Origin of the sequence: Flavobacterium zhairuonense, from assembly GCF_004352915.1 — a bacterium.
In the GTDB taxonomy this organism is placed as follows: domain Bacteria; phylum Bacteroidota; class Bacteroidia; order Flavobacteriales; family Flavobacteriaceae; genus Flavobacterium; species Flavobacterium zhairuonense.
Genome location: NZ_SJSY01000070.1, coordinates 236600 through 255548, shown reverse-complemented (window position 1 = coordinate 255548; position 18949 = coordinate 236600). Strand labels below are relative to the sequence as shown.

Annotated in this window: 11 protein-coding genes; 3 read left to right on the top strand and 8 right to left on the bottom strand. The window is 34.4% G+C overall.

The window, feature by feature from the left end:
- Nucleotides 1-76 precede the first annotated feature (76 nt).
- Complete coding sequence (ygiD, locus tag EYY60_RS08760) at nt 77-907, top strand: 4,5-DOPA-extradiol-dioxygenase (protein ID WP_132989003.1); 831 nt, start codon at nt 77-79, stop codon at nt 905-907.
- Nucleotides 908-910: 3 nt separating this feature from the next.
- Here the strand turns inward: ygiD and EYY60_RS08755 are convergent, their stop codons facing one another.
- The gene (locus EYY60_RS08755; protein ID WP_132989002.1) at nt 911-2239 is read right to left on the bottom strand and encodes an outer membrane protein assembly factor BamB family protein; all 1329 of its coding nucleotides are present in this window, start codon (nt 2237-2239) and stop codon (nt 911-913) included.
- A gap of 421 nt (nt 2240-2660) precedes the next feature.
- Between EYY60_RS08755 and EYY60_RS08750 the strand changes: the two genes are divergently transcribed.
- Both EYY60_RS08750 and kdsB read left to right on the top strand, forming a co-directional pair.
- Entirely contained in the window at nt 2661-3473 is an 813-nt protein-coding gene (locus EYY60_RS08750; RefSeq protein ID WP_132989001.1) for a class I SAM-dependent methyltransferase, read from the top strand.
- 214 nt (nt 3474-3687) lie between these two features.
- Nucleotides 3688-4422, top strand: coding sequence for a 3-deoxy-manno-octulosonate cytidylyltransferase (kdsB, locus tag EYY60_RS08745; protein WP_132989000.1), 735 nt, complete (start codon nt 3688-3690; stop codon nt 4420-4422).
- Between the two features lie 241 nt (nt 4423-4663).
- On the opposite strand, the gene EYY60_RS08740 is transcribed toward kdsB, so the two are convergent.
- The 7 genes from EYY60_RS08740 to ggt all read right to left on the bottom strand — a co-directional run bounded on the left by EYY60_RS08740 (nt 4664) and on the right by ggt (nt 18947).
- Complete coding sequence (locus tag EYY60_RS08740) at nt 4664-7075, bottom strand: alpha-ketoacid dehydrogenase subunit alpha/beta (RefSeq protein WP_132988999.1); 2412 nt, start codon at nt 7073-7075, stop codon at nt 4664-4666.
- A gap of 188 nt (nt 7076-7263) precedes the next feature.
- Entirely contained in the window at nt 7264-10014 is a 2751-nt protein-coding gene (locus EYY60_RS08735; RefSeq protein WP_132989031.1) for a gluzincin family metallopeptidase, read from the bottom strand.
- 273 nt (nt 10015-10287) lie between these two features.
- A complete protein-coding gene (locus EYY60_RS08730) occupies nt 10288-11016 on the bottom strand; it encodes an LOG family protein (RefSeq protein ID WP_026730075.1) in 729 nt (242 codons plus the stop codon).
- 427 nt (nt 11017-11443) lie between these two features.
- Nucleotides 11444-14275, bottom strand: a complete 2832-nt coding sequence (uvrA, locus tag EYY60_RS08725; RefSeq protein ID WP_132988998.1) for an excinuclease ABC subunit UvrA — start codon at nt 14273-14275, stop codon at nt 11444-11446.
- A 101-nt stretch (nt 14276-14376) separates the two neighbouring features.
- The gene (locus EYY60_RS08720) at nt 14377-15330 is read right to left on the bottom strand and encodes a Fic family protein (RefSeq protein ID WP_132988997.1); all 954 of its coding nucleotides are present in this window, start codon (nt 15328-15330) and stop codon (nt 14377-14379) included.
- A gap of 64 nt (nt 15331-15394) precedes the next feature.
- Nucleotides 15395-17179, bottom strand: coding sequence for a chloride channel protein (locus tag EYY60_RS08715; RefSeq protein ID WP_132988996.1), 1785 nt, complete (start codon nt 17177-17179; stop codon nt 15395-15397).
- Nucleotides 17180-17264: 85 nt separating this feature from the next.
- Nucleotides 17265-18947, bottom strand: a complete 1683-nt coding sequence (gene ggt, locus EYY60_RS08710; RefSeq protein WP_132988995.1) for a gamma-glutamyltransferase — start codon at nt 18945-18947, stop codon at nt 17265-17267.
- Nucleotides 18948-18949 lie beyond the last annotated feature (2 nt).

The window sequence follows — 18949 nt, the reverse complement described above, 5'->3', positions numbered from 1 at the left end:
ACGAATTAGCACGAATTTTTTTAGACAATATAGATTAGTGGAAATTTGTGAAATTAGTATTTAAAATACTTTTACAATGACAACACTAAACGACTTACATTCGATTTCATCAACGTTTTCGAATACAGATAAAATGCCGGTTCTGTTTTTAGGACACGGAAGCCCTATGAACGCTATTGAAGAAAATCAGTTTGTGACTGGTTTTCGTGATTTGGCAAAAACATTGCCACAGCCAAATGCTATTTTGTGTGTTTCGGCGCATTGGTTTACCAAAGGAACAAAAGTAACTTCGATGGAAATGCCGAGAACCATTCATGATTTTGGAGGTTTTCCGCAAGCACTTTTTGATGTGCAATATCCTGCAAAAGGGAGTCCCGAATTAGCAGTTGAAACTAAAAAACTCTTAGATCCCGTTATGGTCGAATTAGATGAACATTGGGGTTTGGATCACGGAGCATGGAGCGTAATCAAACATTTATATCCAAATGCCGATGTTCCGGTAATTCAGCTAAGTATTGATTATACTAAATCTGGTCAATATCATTTTGAATTGGCTCAGAAACTTCAACAGCTTCGTTATAAAGGTGTTTTAATCATTGGAAGCGGGAATATTGTACACAATCTTAGAATGGTCGATTTTAGGAATTTTGATAAAGACAATTATGGTTACGATTGGGCAATTGAAGCCAGAGAAACAGTTAATAATTATTTATTAGACGGAAATTTTCAGCCTTTGATTGATTTCGAAAAAATGAATAAAGCCGTTCAATTGGCGATTCCTACTCCAGATCATTATTTGCCATTGCTTTATACTTTGGGTTTAAAAGACAAAACTGATGAAATGGAACTTTTCAATGATAAATTATTAGCAGGTTCTTTGAGTATGACTTCGGTAAAAATATTGTAAGCTTTATTGTCTTTTTAAGTTATAGGCATATAAATAACCATCTGCGCTTCCAAAATAAATGGTATTGTTGTTTATGAATGGCGATGAAACAATTGGACCTAATTTGTAAAACTCATCCATTACTTTTTGGTTTTCGGCATAAACCGATAAATCGGCTTGTTTGGAAGCGTATGTAAAATCGAGATGATTGTTGTTTAAAATTTCAGGAGCATATTTTTTTCTGTTTTCAGTACTTACAAAATCAGATTCTTTTCCGTTGGAAAGCAAGTTTAAAGAAAAAAAGTTGCCACTAAAATCACCAAAATAAGCTGTGTTTCCTGAAATCGCTGGCGAAGAATAAATATAGCCGTTTCCTTTAAATCGGTACTTTTCTTGTCCGGTTTTTGCGTTAAGCGCCAATAATGCATAAGTGTCAGAAGTTCCAATATAAACTGTATTGTCTTTTACAACAGCCGAGCTTAAAATCCAGGAATTTTCGGCATTGTATTTCCAAACTAATTTTCCGGTTTCTGCATCAAGCGCAAACAAGAAAGGATCTCTGGCGCCAAAATAAACCAACCCATCTGCAACAACAGCAGAAGCCTGAATACCTTTAAATCCAGTTTTGACTTCAGTTGAAAAATGCCATTTCTCTTTTCCGGTTTCGCAATTTAAGGCGTAGAAATTTCCATCCCATCCTCCAAAATACAAATTCTCTTTTTCGATAACAGGAGTACTGTGAATAGGTTCATCGGTTTTGAAAGTCCATTTTAAAGTGCCGTTTTTTGAGTCGAGAGCATACATATTTCCATCACTGCTTCCAAAAATCACTAAAGATGTATTTTTATCTTTGTAAATAACGGGCGATGATAAATAAAAATCCCATAAATCGTTCATCAATAGGTCGTTTGGTTTCATTCCCCACATTCCAATTTCTTGGTACCAATGTTCGCCTTTGGTTTTAAACTTCCAGATTTCTTTTCCGGTTGTTGCATTTACAGCATAATAATACCCGTCAAAGCTTCCAAAATAAACAATATTATTATTGATGCAAGCCGAGCTGTGAACTGCGCCATTGGTTTTGAATTTCCAGTTGGTGTTTCCTGATTTTTCATTGATGCAGTATAAAAAACCGTCTTCACTTCCTATGTAAATTGCCCCGTTTTTAACAATTGGGGAGGAAAAGATTTTTCCATCTGTTTTAAATTTCCATTTTAAATCAGTCAATGGTCGATAACCTTTTCCATCAAAAATTCGATTTGTAAATGCGTTGAGGGTTTTATTCTGAGAAAAAGTATTGGAAGTAAAAATTAAAAAGAAATAGAGTAGGATAGAAGTAAAGATTCTTTTCATGTTTTTTTACATAAAAATAAAAATATTCTAAGAAATTAAATAACAATGCTTTAATGAAAATGTTATAAAAATATTTTAGAAAGCGCTGTCAATTATATATTTGGTTTTATATGGAAATAGGTAAAGAACATCTCAAAGTTTTCTAATCTTTTTCCATTTATGTAATTACGGTCTAAAAGTTATAATCTACACAATTTGTTTAAAAAATAAATTTGTTGAGATAGTAAAATGTTTCGTCTAAATTTGTTTATTTTTGTGTAAGTAATTGTTTGTCAGTTGATTGTTTAGTTTGTGTCTTCTTTTTAAGTAGTTTTTTAAATGCCTTTTGTGATTAACTGGTGATAATTTAAAAGATGATAGAAGATGTTTACGAATTAAGTAAAAGTGCGGCATCAGCACTATAATCACTGATAAAATTAAGATGAATCCAAACAAAGCATTATGGGAAAAAGGCGATTTTACGCGTGTTGCAGAATCTATGAGAGAAAGCGGTGCGGAATTGGTTGCCAAAATTGGAATAAAAGAAAATACTAATGTTTTAGATCTCGGCTGTGGAGATGGTACAACCGCAATACCTTCGGCAAAATTAGGAGCCAATGTTTTAGGTGTTGATATAGCAAGAAATTTAGTTGAAGCTGGCAATCTTCGAGCAAAAAAGGAAGGATTGGATAATATTGTATTTCAAGAAGGCGACGCAACCGATTTGAATGAGTTGAAAAATCAATCTTATGATGTTACAATGAGCATTTTTGGAGCAATGTTCGCTCCAAAACCTTTGGATGTTGCTAAAGAAATGGTTCGTGTCACACGACCTGGAGGCAAAATTATTATGGGGAATTGGATACCGGGAGATCCAACGTTGATTGCACAAATCTTGAAAATTAGTGCTGAATTTACACCACCGCCTCCTGAGGGTTTTGTAAGCCCAATGCTTTGGGGTATTGAGGATAACGTAATCGAAAGATTCACAAATGCGGGTGTTCCTAAAGAAAATATTTCTTTTGAGAGAGATACCTTTACATTTAAGGCCACATTTCCACCTTCGGAGTGGCTAAATCGATTAAAAACGTACTATGGCCCAACTATGAATGCTTTTGAAGCTGCAGAACAAAATGGGAAAACTTCGGATTTGTATGCTAAACTTGAGGGATTAGTTAATAGTCAAAACCAAAGTAATGACAAAAATTCTACATTAATTCCCGCAACTTATCTTCGGGTTACAGTTTCGGTTTAATTTTTCGTTTTAATAAGTGAGATAAGAAAGTTGTTGATAATAATCAATGCATTGTTTGCTAGTAGACAGAAAATTCTTGGACACGATTTTCATCCTTTACAGAAATAGAAAAACAGAAAATTTAAAAGTAATTTTTGCATATTTGCAAACACTTAAAACTAGTGAAAATTAAATTACTAAATTTTGAGTTTTTTAAACTCAGTAAAATATAAGAATGAAAATAATAGCGGTAATTCCAGCCAGATATGCTTCAACACGTTTTCCTGCAAAACTAATGCAGGATTTAGGAGGCAAAACAGTAATTCTAAGAACCTACGAAGCGGCTGTTTCGACAAAATTATTCGATGATGTTTTTGTAGTAACTGATTCTGATTTGATTTTTGATGAAATTGTTTCTAATGGGGGAAAGGCCATTATGAGTATCAAAGAACACGAATCAGGAAGCGATCGAATTGCTGAAGCTGTGGCCAATCTAGATGTTGATATCGTTGTGAATGTGCAAGGAGACGAACCATTTACTGAAGCAGAACCTTTAGCACAAGTTTTATCTGTTTTTAAGAATGATCCGGATAGAAAGATTGATTTGGCTTCGTTAATGCGTGAAATTATAGAGGAAGATGAAATCAATAATCCAAACAATGTGAAAGTGGTTGTAGATCAATCGCAGTTTGCATTGTATTTTTCAAGATCTGTAATTCCTTATCCTAGAGAGAAAAATGTTGGAGTTCGTTACTTTCAGCACATCGGAATTTATGCTTTTAGAAAACAGGCTTTATTAGACTTTTACAGCCTTCCAATGAAATCTTTAGAAGCTTCTGAGAAGTTAGAGCAATTGCGTTATTTGGAATTCGGAAAACGTATTAAAATGGTTGAGATAACACATGTTGGAATTGGGATTGATACGGCAGAGGATTTAGAGAAGGCGAGAATGATGTTGAAGGATATTTAATTAGTTGATGGTTGATGGTTGATAGTTTGTAGTTGAAATTAATAATTGTTTAATTCTTTTCGACCTTTATCGACAATCTTGTCATTTCGACGAAGGAGAAATCACACGCGGGATTCCACAAAGATTGGCGACATTCTGTGCGGAGTTTCTAGTGTGATCCTTCGTTCCTCAGGATGACAAAAAAAAACAAAAAAAGCTCCAAAATTTTGGAGCTTTTCTTTTATCTAAAACATTCTAAATCTTAGTACAAACTAGGAAATTTAGAAGGATTAACTTCATTCATCATGCTGTACACTTTCTCGAAAATATCTTCTGCCGAAGGTTTAGAGAAATAATCACCGTCAGTTCCGTAAGCAGGTCTGTGGGCTTTTGCAGCAAGCGTTTGCGGTTTGCTGTCAAGATATTTGTAAGCGTCTTGTTCTTCCAGAATTTGTTGTAAAATAAATGCTGAAGCTCCTCCCGGAACATCTTCATCAATTACTAACAAACGATTTGTTTTTGCAATACTTTTTACAATATCCTTGTTCACATCAAAAGGAAGTAGAGATTGAATATCAATAACCTCACAATCAATTCCTAAATCTAATAATTCTGTTGCAGCTTGCTGAACCAGTCTTAAAGTTGATCCGTAAGAAACTAAAGTGATATCTGGGCCTTCTTTCATGGTTTCAACAACTCCAATTGGCGTTTTGAATTCACCAAAATTGATAGGTGCTTTTTCTTTTAATCGGTAACCGTTCAAACACTCAATTACTAAAGCTGGTTCATCACATTCTAAAAGTGTATTGTAGAATCCTGCCGCCTGAGTCATGTCTCTTGGAACCAAAACATGAATACCGCGAATTGCATTGATAATCATTCCCATTGGAGAACCAGAATGCCAGATTCCTTCTAAACGGTGTCCACGAGTTCTAATGATTAATGGTGCTTTCTGTTTTCCAACCGTTCTGTATTGTAATGTAGCCAAATCATCACTCATGATTTGGATAGCGTATAATAAATAATCTAAATACTGAATTTCAGCAATTGGACGCAAACCTCTCAAAGCCATTCCGATTCCTTGTCCAATGATTGTTGCTTCACGGATTCCGACATCGGCAACACGAAGTTCTCCGTATTTTTCCTGCATGCCTTCTAGACCTTGGTTTACGTCACCAATGTTTCCAACATCTTCACCAAAAATTAAAGTTTCAGGATATTTAGCAAATAAGGCATCAAAGTTATCACGCAAAAGCATTCTTCCGTCGATATCAGCTTTAGCATTTTCTCCATATTCAGGAAGTACCTTTTGAACTGAGAAAACATTTTTATCTGATTCAGAATGTAAATTACTGCTGAATTTTTCCTGAGTTTCATTTAAAAATCGAGTAATCCAAGCTCTTAAAATTACTTTGCTGTTTGGAACTTCAATAAAACGAAGAATCTTTCTTGCATAAACAAGCAATTCCTTTTTTAAAGGTGCCTTAATCGCTTTTAATTCTGAAATGTATTTTTTGATTCTGTCTTTATGATTAACGCTTGCTTCTGCAATTTGTTCCAATAAAGCCAAAAGATTGTTTTGTTCTTCAATAATTGGATTGATAAATGAATTCCAAGCGTCTTTTTTAGCTTGTAATACTTCATTTTTCAATTGGAAATCAATTTCAGAAAGTTCTTCAGGCGATGCAATATTGATTGCAATCATCCATAAACGCATTTGACGAATACAGTCAAAATCTCTTTCCCAAGCTAATCTTTCTCCGCTTTTGTAGCGTTCGTGCGAACCAGAGGTAGAGTGTCCTTGAGGTTGTGTCAACTCATTTACGTGAATCAAAACCGGAATATGTTCTTCGCGGGCGATCTTGCCAGCTCTTTCATATGTTGAAACCAGTTCAGCATAATCCCAGCCTTTTACTCTAAAAATATCGTAACCTTTAGAATCTTCGTCGCGTTGGTATCCTTTTAGAATTTCAGAAATATTTTCTTTTGTAGTTTGATGTTTGGCGTGAACCGAAATTCCGTATTCATCATCCCAAACACTCATTACCATTGGAACTTGCAAAACTCCAGCAGCATTTATGGTTTCAAAAAACAAACCTTCAGATGTACTTGCGTTGCCAATAGTTCCCCAAGCTACTTCGTTTCCGTTTACAGTAAATTTGTCTTTGATGGTAATTCCGTCAACATTTCTGTAAATTTTAGAAGCTTGAGCTAAACCTAGCAATCTCGGCATTTGTCCTGCTGTAGGTGATATATCTGAACTTGAATTTTTTTGTTTTGTTAAGTCTTTCCAAGAACCGTCTTCGTTTAAACTGTGCGTTACAAAGTGTCCGCCCATTTGTCTTCCGGCAGACATTGGATCAAAATCTAAATCGGTGTGACCGTATAAACCAGCAAAAAATTGTTTTGGAGTTAGTTCGCCAATCGCCATCATAAAAGTTTGATCGCGGTAGTATCCAGAACGAAAATCACCGTTTTTGAAGGCTTTTGCCATTGCAAGTTGCGGTACTTCTTTTCCGTCTCCAAATATCCCAAATTTGGCTTTTCCGGTTAATACTTCTTTACGACCTAAAAGACTACATTCACGGCTAGTTACTGCAATTTTGTAGTCGTTCAATACCTCAGTTTTGAAATCTTCAAATGTCAATGTAGTATTGTTCATTTCTTTTATCATAATCTTTAATGGTCATGTTGAGACTGCGAAATTACTTAAAAACAATCAATAATCATAATTCTTTAAAATAAATATAATTTAATTATTTGTATTTAAAATCAAAAAACTACGTATTTTATTTATGTAATTTTTAGTAAAAAATCGATTTGTTTAAAAATAATTCAACATTTTGTTTAAAATTTATTCAATTAAAACCATTTTCTAGTGAAAAGATTGACTAATGTTTTTGGAGAAAAAGTTATCACAAATCGTATTTTTTCGTTGTATTTACTTTGAGAAATTTCCCATCCATTGTTCGAATAGACTGGAAAATAGAGTTCAAAATAATCTGGAACCAAGTTTAAACGAATACCACTATCATATGCAAAAAACGCTGCATCATGCTTATTCTTCAAAAATCCAATATCTCCGTACACTTCAACCCAGTTCCAAATAGCGTAGCTAGCGTTTAAGGTCGTCATCCATTGATTGGCATAAGAAGGTTGCAGTTGCGACTTAAATCCACCCTCGGCCAATACAAACTGCTGGCTGAAAAATCCTGTTGATTCGGATCTTCCAAACAAGTTATAATCAAATAAATAATCTGTTGGCCTGTCTAGACCAAAACTGAAATAATCTGAATTTGTTGTGTTATATAAAAATGCTCCCGCGTATAATCGTAAATTTAGTTTATGATTGTTTTCAAATAAACGTCTATATTCAACTTCTCCAGACAGTTTTCCAAAATCTCCAGAAAACTGAATATCATTCATATAACTGAAATGATCGACAAGCTCAGTTTTAGTATTTGAGTATCGGGCATTAAAAATTGAATAATTTGGTTTTGAATTATCAGTGATATATTCGCTTGCTTCACGATTTACAATTACTTGGCGAAACATAATAAGTTGCTTTCTATTATCTCTGAAGTTTTCTTCACGAATGCGCAGTTGTACCATTGGATTTAATCGCAAATAAGTCGCATCTGGAGCATAATGAAAATAATTCTGGCTGATAGAATATCGTACATTATAAAGGGTGCTATTTCGATAATATTGATTCCAAGAAAATGCCGAAGAACCTGATATGGTTTGCGCTTTGATTGAATAAGCTGGATTAATATCAAACAAAAACGGTTTGTCTAGTATGGTTTTATTATGAAAGCGAATTCCAGGCGTTATACCGTCATAATAGTTGTAAGTTAAAGTCGGAATATATAAAATCTGATTATAGTACGGATCTTCTAAATCTTTTGCAAAATTGAATTTGATCGGACGATTTGTTATCGCAATTGTTTTTAATGATTTCCAGTTGTTTCGCTGATTGTATTCTGGAACTTCGTTATCGTAATTCAAGACGATTTTATCTGCATTTTTTCGGCTGAAATGATAAACTGAATCATTATTTTTCGGTTCAATCCATTCTTTAAAAACAACTTCATTTTTTTTGATTCCATAAACCGGAATAGGAGCAAAAACTCCTGTTTTGTTTTTTACTGAAAATTGAACGCTGTCTTTTGTTCTTGAAACATCAGTAAATTTATAATCTATAATATCGCGTGATTCGATAATAGTTCTAAAAAACCAGTCAATTTTTTTTGGACTATTTTCGGTAAGAATTTTTTCAAAATCATATCGGTTTGTTTGTTGTGTTTTATTCAAGGCATAAAACTCTTGCGCACTTTCAGGTACAATATTATGATTCAAATAATCATCTAAGTAGCTTAAGCTCAATCCTGCGCGGTATTTACTAGCAATCTGTTCGTTGAATTTGATGAGTGTATTTTTTGGATCTCCAAGTGGTTGATCTAGATTTTTTCGAGCCATCAGCATATAATAGTAACTGTATTGCTCGTTAAAAGTCAAATTGGTAATGTTGTAGCTGTCAAAAAGTTTCATATCCGAAAGTCTTCCAAGCATTTTTTGATCCAAATGATGCTCTTCCATGTATTTCATCATGGTGTAAATCTGAATTCCGTCATAGATCCAATTGTCTTTTCTCGGATCTAGTTTTAGGGAGTTTTTTAGATAATTGCTCAGATAGGTTTTTAGAAAAGTAATTTCGAAGATAAATTCGTCTGAAAACGGACTGATGAAAGAAGGAAGCTGATTTAGTCCGTAAAACGGATTTCGGTCATAATCTGCCTGTGAAACTGAGATTTTTGAATGCGGATATTTCCCAATAAATTCATTTGCAAAAGTAGCAACTCTGTTTATGATTATGGCTCTTTGAATTTCATTCAATTTCTTTGTTTTCAAGTCTGAAACTATTTCCAAATCTCCATTTGTATAGCTTCTGAAACTGTTTTGTTTCTCAATCATAACATTGAAATCAGTCCTGTTGTTTCCAGAAAAAACATAATTTGTAAATGAAGAATTTGACTCGTCTTTTGAAACCGAATCCAAATCAGTACTGATGAAATAATTTGCAGGAAGTTTTATTTCAACCTGATAATCGACCACAGCATTTGCAATATCGTCAAGATTGAAATTATTGTTTTTTACAAAATAATGATTTTCAAATCGGGCAGGACTCAAAAACCAGTTTTTTAAAATCATGCCTCCATTTTGGTCAAAACCGTAATGTGTGAATTTTGCACTTGGAATTTTTGAAATATAAATTAGATGTAAATCAATTTTCTCGCCTGGATACAGTTTTTTGTTTAGTTTGATAATAATAAAATCAGGGTTTTTATCTGTTCTTTGCCATTCAAGTGCTAAATCATCAGAATCAGTAAGATTCAAAATAGTCGTATTTCCTCTTTCTTCAGGTTTTGCAACATGAAAACCTCTATAAAACTCATCTGAAAAACGTCGAGCTAATGGCGTGTTTTTATCAGAAAAAGCATTGTTCCAATCATTCAGCACAATTGCATCCAAAGAATCGTTGGAAGTATTATAGTACGTAATGTCTTGCCTAACATTAAGTGTTTTAAGGTCAAGATTAACCGCCACTTCCATCTTAGATTGATGTTGTGCATATTGTTTTACCGAGCTCAATAAAACAAAAATCAGGATAAAAATTTTATATAATGATTTCAAGTAGTGGCGCAAAAATAGTATAATTATATCTTAAGTTACGTGTATCAAGATCTTTTGGATTTTTGTAAAAATAGCATAAAAAAAGCTGTTTTAAAAAACAGCTCTTAAAATTTAATCATATTATAAGCAAAATAAGTTGGCATTAAAGCGATTACTCAAATTGCTTACTGATTTATGTGGCAAAAAAATATTTTAGAAATTCGGACTCAAATCGTATTTCTTGTAGAATTTATCTAAAGCTTCAACAACTTCGTCTTCAGTGTCAACTACTTTAAACAAGTTCAAATCTTCTGGACTAACGGTATGCATTTTTTCTACCAAAACCGTTTTTACCCAGTCAATCAATCCCGACCAGAATTCCACTCCAACCAATATAATCGGGAATTTTCCAATTTTCTTAGTCTGGATTAAAGTAATCGCTTCAAACATTTCGTCTAAAGTTCCAAAACCTCCTGGCATAACCACAAAACCTTGTGAATATTTAACGAACATTACTTTTCTCACAAAGAAATAATCGAAATTCAAGTTTTTATCGTGATCAATATAAGGGTTAAAATGCTGTTCAAAAGGCAATTCAATGTTTAAACCAACAGAAGTTCCGCCTCCTAAATGTGCGCCTTTATTTCCAGCTTCCATAATTCCCGGGCCTCCTCCCGTAATTACGCCGTAGCCAGCTTTACTGATTTTAAAAGCAATTTTCTCAGCCAATTGATAGTATTTATCATCTGGTTTTGTTCTTGCCGATCCAAAAATAGAAACACAAGGACCAATACGCCCCATGCTTTCATAACCATTGACAAACTCAGACATAATTTTAAAAATTGCCCAGCTGTCATTGGATTTAATTTCATTCCAAGTCTTTTGTTTTAAACTGTCTTGGATTACTTTATCTTCATCATTATCAAAATCTTCTAATCTCATTTTAGGTATTTTAATTTATTATTTTTATTTAAAGCTGTCATTTTTTATAGTAACAAGAAGGAGCTGATTCCTGCTGTCCGCTATATTCCCGATAAACAAAAAGCTACGGCTCAAAAGCCTTGTTTTTCTAAATCGGGAGATGCCGCTCCCATCAGGGCTAGAGTTGGTTTCAATTGAACAATTGGTTTAATTGAAATATTTTTGTTTAAAGCTCAAATTTTTGAAAAAAGGCGGATGCTAAATTAACACTTTTTATTAGAATTGTTACAAAAAGGAAGGTTTATAATCTAAAAGTAATCCAGAGATAATGTTTAGTTATTACTTAAAATTTTATTTTTAGGCAATTATCAAAAAAATGACGGATTGAAATCCGTCAGACGTTCGATGTGAATAGATTTTGGTCCATCCATTTTTCAAGAAATAGTCTTTACGCTAATTCCTTTTTCAAAAACTTAGCTGTATAACTCTTTTTGTTTTGCGCCACTTCTTCTGGAGTTCCTTTTGCAACAAGTTGTCCACCGCCTTTTCCGCCTTCTGGGCCAATATCAATAATATAATCTGCAAGTTTGATAACATCCATGTTGTGTTCGATTACTAGAATTGTATTTCCTTTATCAACCAATTTATTGATTACTTCCATCAAAACGCGAATATCTTCAAAGTGTAGTCCGGTTGTAGGTTCGTCCAGAATATAAAAAGTATTTCCAGTATCTTTTTTAGACAATTCTCCCGCTAGCTTTATACGTTGCGCTTCACCACCCGAAAGTGTTGTGCTTTGTTGACCAAGTGTAATGTAACCCAAACCAACATCCTGAATGGTTTTGATTTTTCTATGAATCTTCGGAATGTTTTCAAAGAATGGAACTGCTTCATCAACCGTCATATCCAAAACATCCGATATTGATTTCCCCTTGTATCTGATTTCCAATGTTTCTCTATTGAAACGTTTTCCTTGGCAAGTTTCGCATTCTACGTAAACATCTGGCAAAAAGTTCATTTCGATTGTTCTAACGCCAGATCCTTCACAAGTTTCGCAACGTCCGCCTTTTACATTAAAACTGAAACGACCCGCTTTGTAACCGCGAATCATACTTTCAGAAGTCATGGTAAATAAATTTCTGATTTCAGTAAAAACCTCCGTGTATGTTGCTGGATTTGAACGCGGTGTTCTTCCAATCGGACTTTGGTCGATATCAATAACTTTATCGATATGTTCTAAACCTTCTATTTTTTTATAAGGCTGTGGTTTTTTCACGCCATTAAAATAATATGCATTTAAAATAGGGTAAAGCGTTTCGTTAATCAAAGTCGATTTTCCGCTTCCAGAAACTCCTGTAACACAGGTTAATTGACCTAATGGAATTTCAATAGAAACATTTTTTAAGTTATTTCCTGTTGCTCCAGTCAGTTTTAAGAATTTGCCATTTCCTTTTCTTCTTTTCTTCGGAATGTCAAATTTCATTTTGCCATTCAAATATTGAGCGGTAATAGTGTCTGAAGCTAAAGTTTCTTTCGGTGTCCCAATACTGATGATTTCTCCACCATATTTACCCGCTTTTGGACCAATATCAATTACATAATCAGCAGTTTCGATCATGTCTTTATCGTGTTCAACCACAATAACTGAGTTTCCGATGTCGCGTAATTGTTCCAAAGATTGAATTAGCTTTTCATTGTCTCTTTGGTGTAAACCAATACTTGGTTCGTCCAAAATATATAAAACGCCAACCAATTGCGAGCCAATTTGTGTTGCCAAACGAATACGTTGTGCTTCACCGCCAGAAAGCGATTTTGAGCTTCGGCTTAAAGCCAAATAATTCAAACCAACATTCATCAAGAAATTCAAACGATCTTTGATTTCTTTCACCACTTCAGAAGCAATTAAAAGCTGTTTGTCTGTCAAATGACTATTTAAATCTTGAAACCAAGCTGTTAGATCTGAAATATCCATATCACACAATTCGGTGATGTTTTTTTCATTGACTCTAAAAAATAGAGCTTCTTTTTTCAGGCGTGATCCTTCGCAAACTGGACAATCAATTTCGTCCATAAAATCTTTTGCCCAGCGTTTTAAAGCTGTTGAAGAACTTTCGTCATATTGGTTTTTGATGAAATTAGAAATTCCTTCAAAATCAATTTTATATTCTCTGGTTACACCAAGATCTTTTGAGTTGATTGAAAACTTATCTTTTCCGCCATACAAAATCATTTGCATTGCTTCTTCTGGAATTTTCTCGATTGGATCGGTTATTTTAAAGCCGAATTTTTCTCCAATGGTTTCCAATTGCTTGAAAATCCAGGAAGATTTGTATTCGCCAAGCGGTGCAAAACCGCCACTTTTAATCGATAATTTCGGATTCGGAATAATCTTTTTCACATTGATTTCATGAACTGTTCCCAATCCATTGCAATGCGGACAAGCTCCTTTTGGAGAGTTGAATGAGAATAAATTTGGTTCAGGATTTTGATAGGATATTCCAGTTGTAGGACACATCAGATTTCTACTGAAATAGCGAACTTCATTTGAATCTTGATCTAAAATCATTAAAACATCTTCGCCATGATGCATTGCTGTATTAATGCTTTCTGAAAGTCTTTTTTGTGTCTCAGGATTGTCTTCAATCACCATTCTATCCACAATAATCTCAATATCATGAGTTTTGTAGCGGTCTAGTTTCATTCCGGAAACTAAATCCTGAACTTCGCCATTTACGCGAACTTTCAAGAATCCTTGTTTTGTAATTTGCTGGAAAAGTTCAGCATAATGTCCTTTTCTGGCTTTAATAACTGGAGCCAAAATGTTGATTCGTTTTCCATTGTAATCCTGAATAATCAAATCTTTGATTTGCTCATCAGAATACGAAACCATTTTTTCACCCGTATTATAACTGTATGCGTCTGCTCCACGGGCATATAAAAGTCTTAAGAAATCGTAAATTTCAGTAATAGTTCCAACAGTAGAACGCGGACTTTTGCTGGTTGTTTTTTGTTCAATTGCAATTACTGGAGAAAGCCCGTCGATTTTATCAACATCTGGACGCTCTAAACCACCAAGGAATTGTCTGGCATAAGCCGAAAAAGTTTCAACATAGCGACGCTGACCTTCGGCATAAATAGTGTCAAATGCCAAAGAAGATTTTCCCGAACCTGAAAGACCGGTAATTACAACCAGTTTTTCACGCGGAATAGAAATATCGATATTTTTCAGATTATGAACTCTTGCACCAAGAACTTCAATAGTATTGTCTTTGTCTAGCATAATTTTGAGCAAAACGCAAAGTTACCACTTTGATTTGTTCTTTTAGTGCTCGACAGCAAAAGTTTATGTTACAAATAGTAACAAAAAACGCTGATTTAAAATCAGCGTTTTCTTTTTCGGGTTGCCATATAGTTTTCAATTGCTTCTTTGGTGGTGTACCAATTTCGGCCTTCTTTGTAAGCATCAATTTTTCCTGTTCTTGCCAGTAAACTTACATATTCTTGGCCATAAGGAGTATCAGGTTCACTAACTATATTTTGTATCGATTGATAATCATAAGGGCTTCCTGGCATTGCTCCTAGATAAATATTTAGAGTTCTTTCGAGTGCTTGGCACATTAAAAGGGTCAATTTCTGGTAATTTCCATTATTGGCTTGGTTGAGTGCTTCATAATATTTCTTGCGGTCATTTTTTAGAATAATGGCAGGAGGAAAACCAGAACGCATTAATAATAAATTCATGCTTAAACGCACCGTACGCCCATTTCCATCAAAAAAAGGATGAATCCAGACCAGTTTATGATGATAGATTGTGGCAAGTTCAATATCATTTAAACCTAAAGGATTTGTATTGATAAATTCTATTAATTCATCTAAATAATCAGAAACCCTATTGGCATTTGGAGGCATAAAATTGGCTCCTGAAATTCGAACTCCTCCGTTACGAATTCTTCCTGCAAAATCTTCTTCGATAGAGCGCATTACCAAACCATGAATGGAAAGAATATCTATACTTCGTAATTTGTAATTTTCATCTACAATTGAGTAGAGATAATCAATAGCTTTATCATGATTATGGGTTTCAAAATGCTCGCGAAGTGATTTGCCCTTAATAGTAATTCCTTCTTGAATAACCATTTGGGTTTCTCGCAAGCTAAGTGTATTCCCTTCAATACTGTTTGAGTTATATGTCCATTCTAGAGAAAGACTTTCACGTATTTTATTTAAAGCAATATTAGGCAATGGTCTGCTGTTTTGCAGTTCCTGCCTTTTTTGATACAATCTATCAAAAGTGGATTGAAATTCTTCTCGGTATGTTAGATCAATATTAAACATAATCCTACAAAGATACATCTTAATATCGGATAAACAAAAAAAACAACCTATCCGATATTAAAAATTACTCAATCGTCATAGAACGCAATTTCATTCGGTAAGCTTCAAGCGCTATGGATTTAGAAATGATGCCGTAGTATTTTTCATTTCGAAGTACTGGCAAGAATGCCGATTTTGAGTTTTCGAATTTTGTCATTACGATTTCCATGCTGTCATATGATGAAATAGTAGCAGCTGGAATTTTCATTACATCTTTAATTTGCGTGTATTTGACGCGATACGCGTTAAAAATAATCTCACGAATATCATTAAAATGTACAACTCCAACTAAATCTTTTTCATTGTTTACAACTGGAAAAACAACTTGATTTGAATGCGAAATTAGGTCAACCAGTTTGCTTAAATTTTCATCTGGATGTACTGTAAGGTAATCACATTGAATGATGCTATCGATATCTAAAGTTGATAGAATATTAGAATCTTTATTGCTGGTGAAGGCATGACCTTTTTTGGCAAGATTTTTTACGTCAAGCGAATATTTTTCAAATCGTTTTGATATCGCAAAACTGATAGACGAAACGATCATAAGCGGAATCATAAGCCCATAACCTCCAGTGATTTCCGCAATAAGGAATATTGCGGTCAGTGGCGCATGAAATAATCCGCTCAGAATACCTGCCATTCCAACCATAGTGAAGTTGCTGATTGGCAAATGTGATATACCAGTAAGACTTATTAATTTGGAGAAAAAATAACCCAAATAGGAGCCTAAAAATAGAGAAGGAGCAAAATTACCTCCATTTCCGCCACTTCCGAGTGTAAGTCCTGATGCGAAGACTTTTACCATCATTGTACATCCAACAAACAAAAGTAAAACCCATTGGTTGTTTCTAAAATCGGCAAATAAGGTGTTGTCTAACAATTGTCCTGGATCACTTTCTGATAACGTTTTGATGCTTTCATATCCTTCACCAAACAATGTTGGAAAAACGAAAATCAGTAGAGCTAAAAGTGTTGATCCAATTAAAGCTTTTTTGTATGGGCCAATTTTCATTTTGGCAAAATAATGTTCAACACGCTGAAAATTTCGAGCATAATAAACCGCAACAAAACCTGTCAAAATTCCTAAAACGACATAAAGAGGAATATTGTGATAATTGAATACTTCTTGTTTTTTAAAAGATAAAAGGATTGTTTCATCTAAAACAATGGCTGAAACCAATGCACCTGTAGCTGCGGAAATCATAATTGGTGTAAAAGCAGAAATACTCACATCAACCAATAGAACTTCAATTGCAAAAAGCACTCCTGCAATTGGAGCGTTAAAAGCCGCCGCAATTCCGGCCGCAACACCGCATCCAATCAATAAAGTGCGGTCTTTGTATGCTAGTTTATAGTTTTGGGCATAATTTGATCCAAAAGCAGCTCCTGTAATCACAATTGGGCTTTCTAATCCAGCAGAACCTCCCAAACCTACAGTTAAAGAGCTTGTAACAATCTGCGCATACATTTGTTTTTTCGGAATGATACTTGCCTTTTTTGCAACTGCATATAAAATCTGCGAAGTTCCTTTTTCAATCGTTCCGTTTAAAACCTTTTTAATAACAAAAACAGTCAATAGAATACCAATAATTGGCAAGATACTGTTAATGAAACTTAATTTTAAAACCCCATTAATGTAGGTTGCAAAAGAAAAAACGCTGTGCGCAAAAGTCTTTAAAACAATTACAGCAAATGCACATGAAATCCCGACTAAGACACTCGACAAAAAAATAAACTGCTTTGGCGTCAATAAAGATTGAGCTAAGGCAATAATGCTTTCTAGTTTTCGAAAAAGTCGCTTTATCATAATTTTTTTACAAAGTTATCGGGAAATGCAAATTTAGCTCTAAACATTCAATTTTATCTAATTTTTTAATGCAAATCTTTTGTGTTTAAAATCCAGCAGCCTTGTCATCGCCACGAAAATCGGCACCTCCTTCAAGAGTGTTATCAGGAAGAACCAAAATAGCATCTACTTTCCCAATTACTGGCGTTGTATTTTCGCTGATCAAATATCCTTTCGCTTTTAGATTTGATAATGTTGTGTCACTAAAAGCTTTTGGCTCAAAAGTAATTAGGTCAGGCAACCATTGATGATGAAAACGTGGCGCATTTACAGCTTCTTGCATGCTCAAATTATACTCGTAAACATTTAAAATCGTTTGCAATACTGATGTTATGATTGTAGAGCCACCTGGCGAGCCAACAACCATATAGAGTTTTCCATTTTTTTCGACAATTGTTGGTGTCATAGAGCTAAGCATTCTTTTTTGTGGTGCAATGCTGTTAGCTTCGTTTCCAACCAATCCAAACATGTTTGGAGACCCTGGTTTTGCGCTAAAATCGTCCATTTCATTGTTTAAGAAAAAGCCCAATTCGTCACAATAATATTTTGATCCAAATCCGTCATTGATCGTTGTCGTAGCCGCAACGGCATTTCCTTGCGCATCAACAATGGAGTAGTGCGTGGTTTCGGTACTTTCGTTATAAGTCACTTTTCCTTCTTTTATATCAGATGATAAAGTCGCTTTTTCTGAATCGAAATTTGACATTCTTTCTTTTAAATAGCTATCAGACAAAAGACCATTAATTGGGATTTTTACAAAATCAGGATCACCTAAAAACTGACTTCTATCAGCATAAGCTCTTCTTTCGGCCTCGACAATAACCTGAATGGATTGTTCCGAATTATGTCCCATTTTTGAAAGATAAAATGGGGCAACCATTTTCATTATTTGTGCTAGACATATTCCACCACTGCTTGGAGGAGCCATTGAAGTTATTTTTAAATCTTTGTAATCAAATTGAAGCGGTTTTCTCCATTTTGCTTCATAAAGCGCCAAATCTTTTAGCGTTACAATGCCACCTTTTTTCTTTAAATAATCAACTAAAATTTGAGCAGTTTTGCCCTTGTAAAATTCATCTCGCCCATTTTTTAAAATTCTTTTCAAAGTATTGGCCAGTGCAGGATATTTTATAGTGTCATTTTCTTTGAATTCTTTGGCCATAAGTGTATTTGGGCCATTTGCTTTTACAATTGCATTATGGTAATTTTCAAGTTGTTTTTGCTGTTTTTTGGTCACTATTACACCTTTTTCAGCAAGTGCTATTACTGGTTTTAGGATTTCAGACATTGGCAATGATCCTAATTTTTTGTGAACGGCAAAAACGCCAGCGATTGTTCCCGGAACACCAATTGCCAAAGCTGTTTCGGTGCTTTTTCCTTTTATGACATTTCCATCTTTGTCCAAAAACATATTTTTTGAAGCCGCCAAAGGTGCTTTTTCACGATAATCCAAACTGCCAACTTCGCCATTTGCTTTTCTATAAACCATAAATCCGCCACCGCCAAGATTTCCAGCGTATGGATATGCAACGGCTAATGCAAGTTCTGTAGCGACCATTGCATCAAATGCATTTCCGCCTTTTTTCATGATTTCGGCACCAATTTTTGAAGCTTCTTCTCGAGCCGAAACTACCATCGCTTTTGATGCTGTAAAGCCTGTTGGACGAATTGCTTGTTGGCTAAAACCGCAAATGGATATAAAAAAGAGTAAAAGCGAAGTTTTTTTCATAA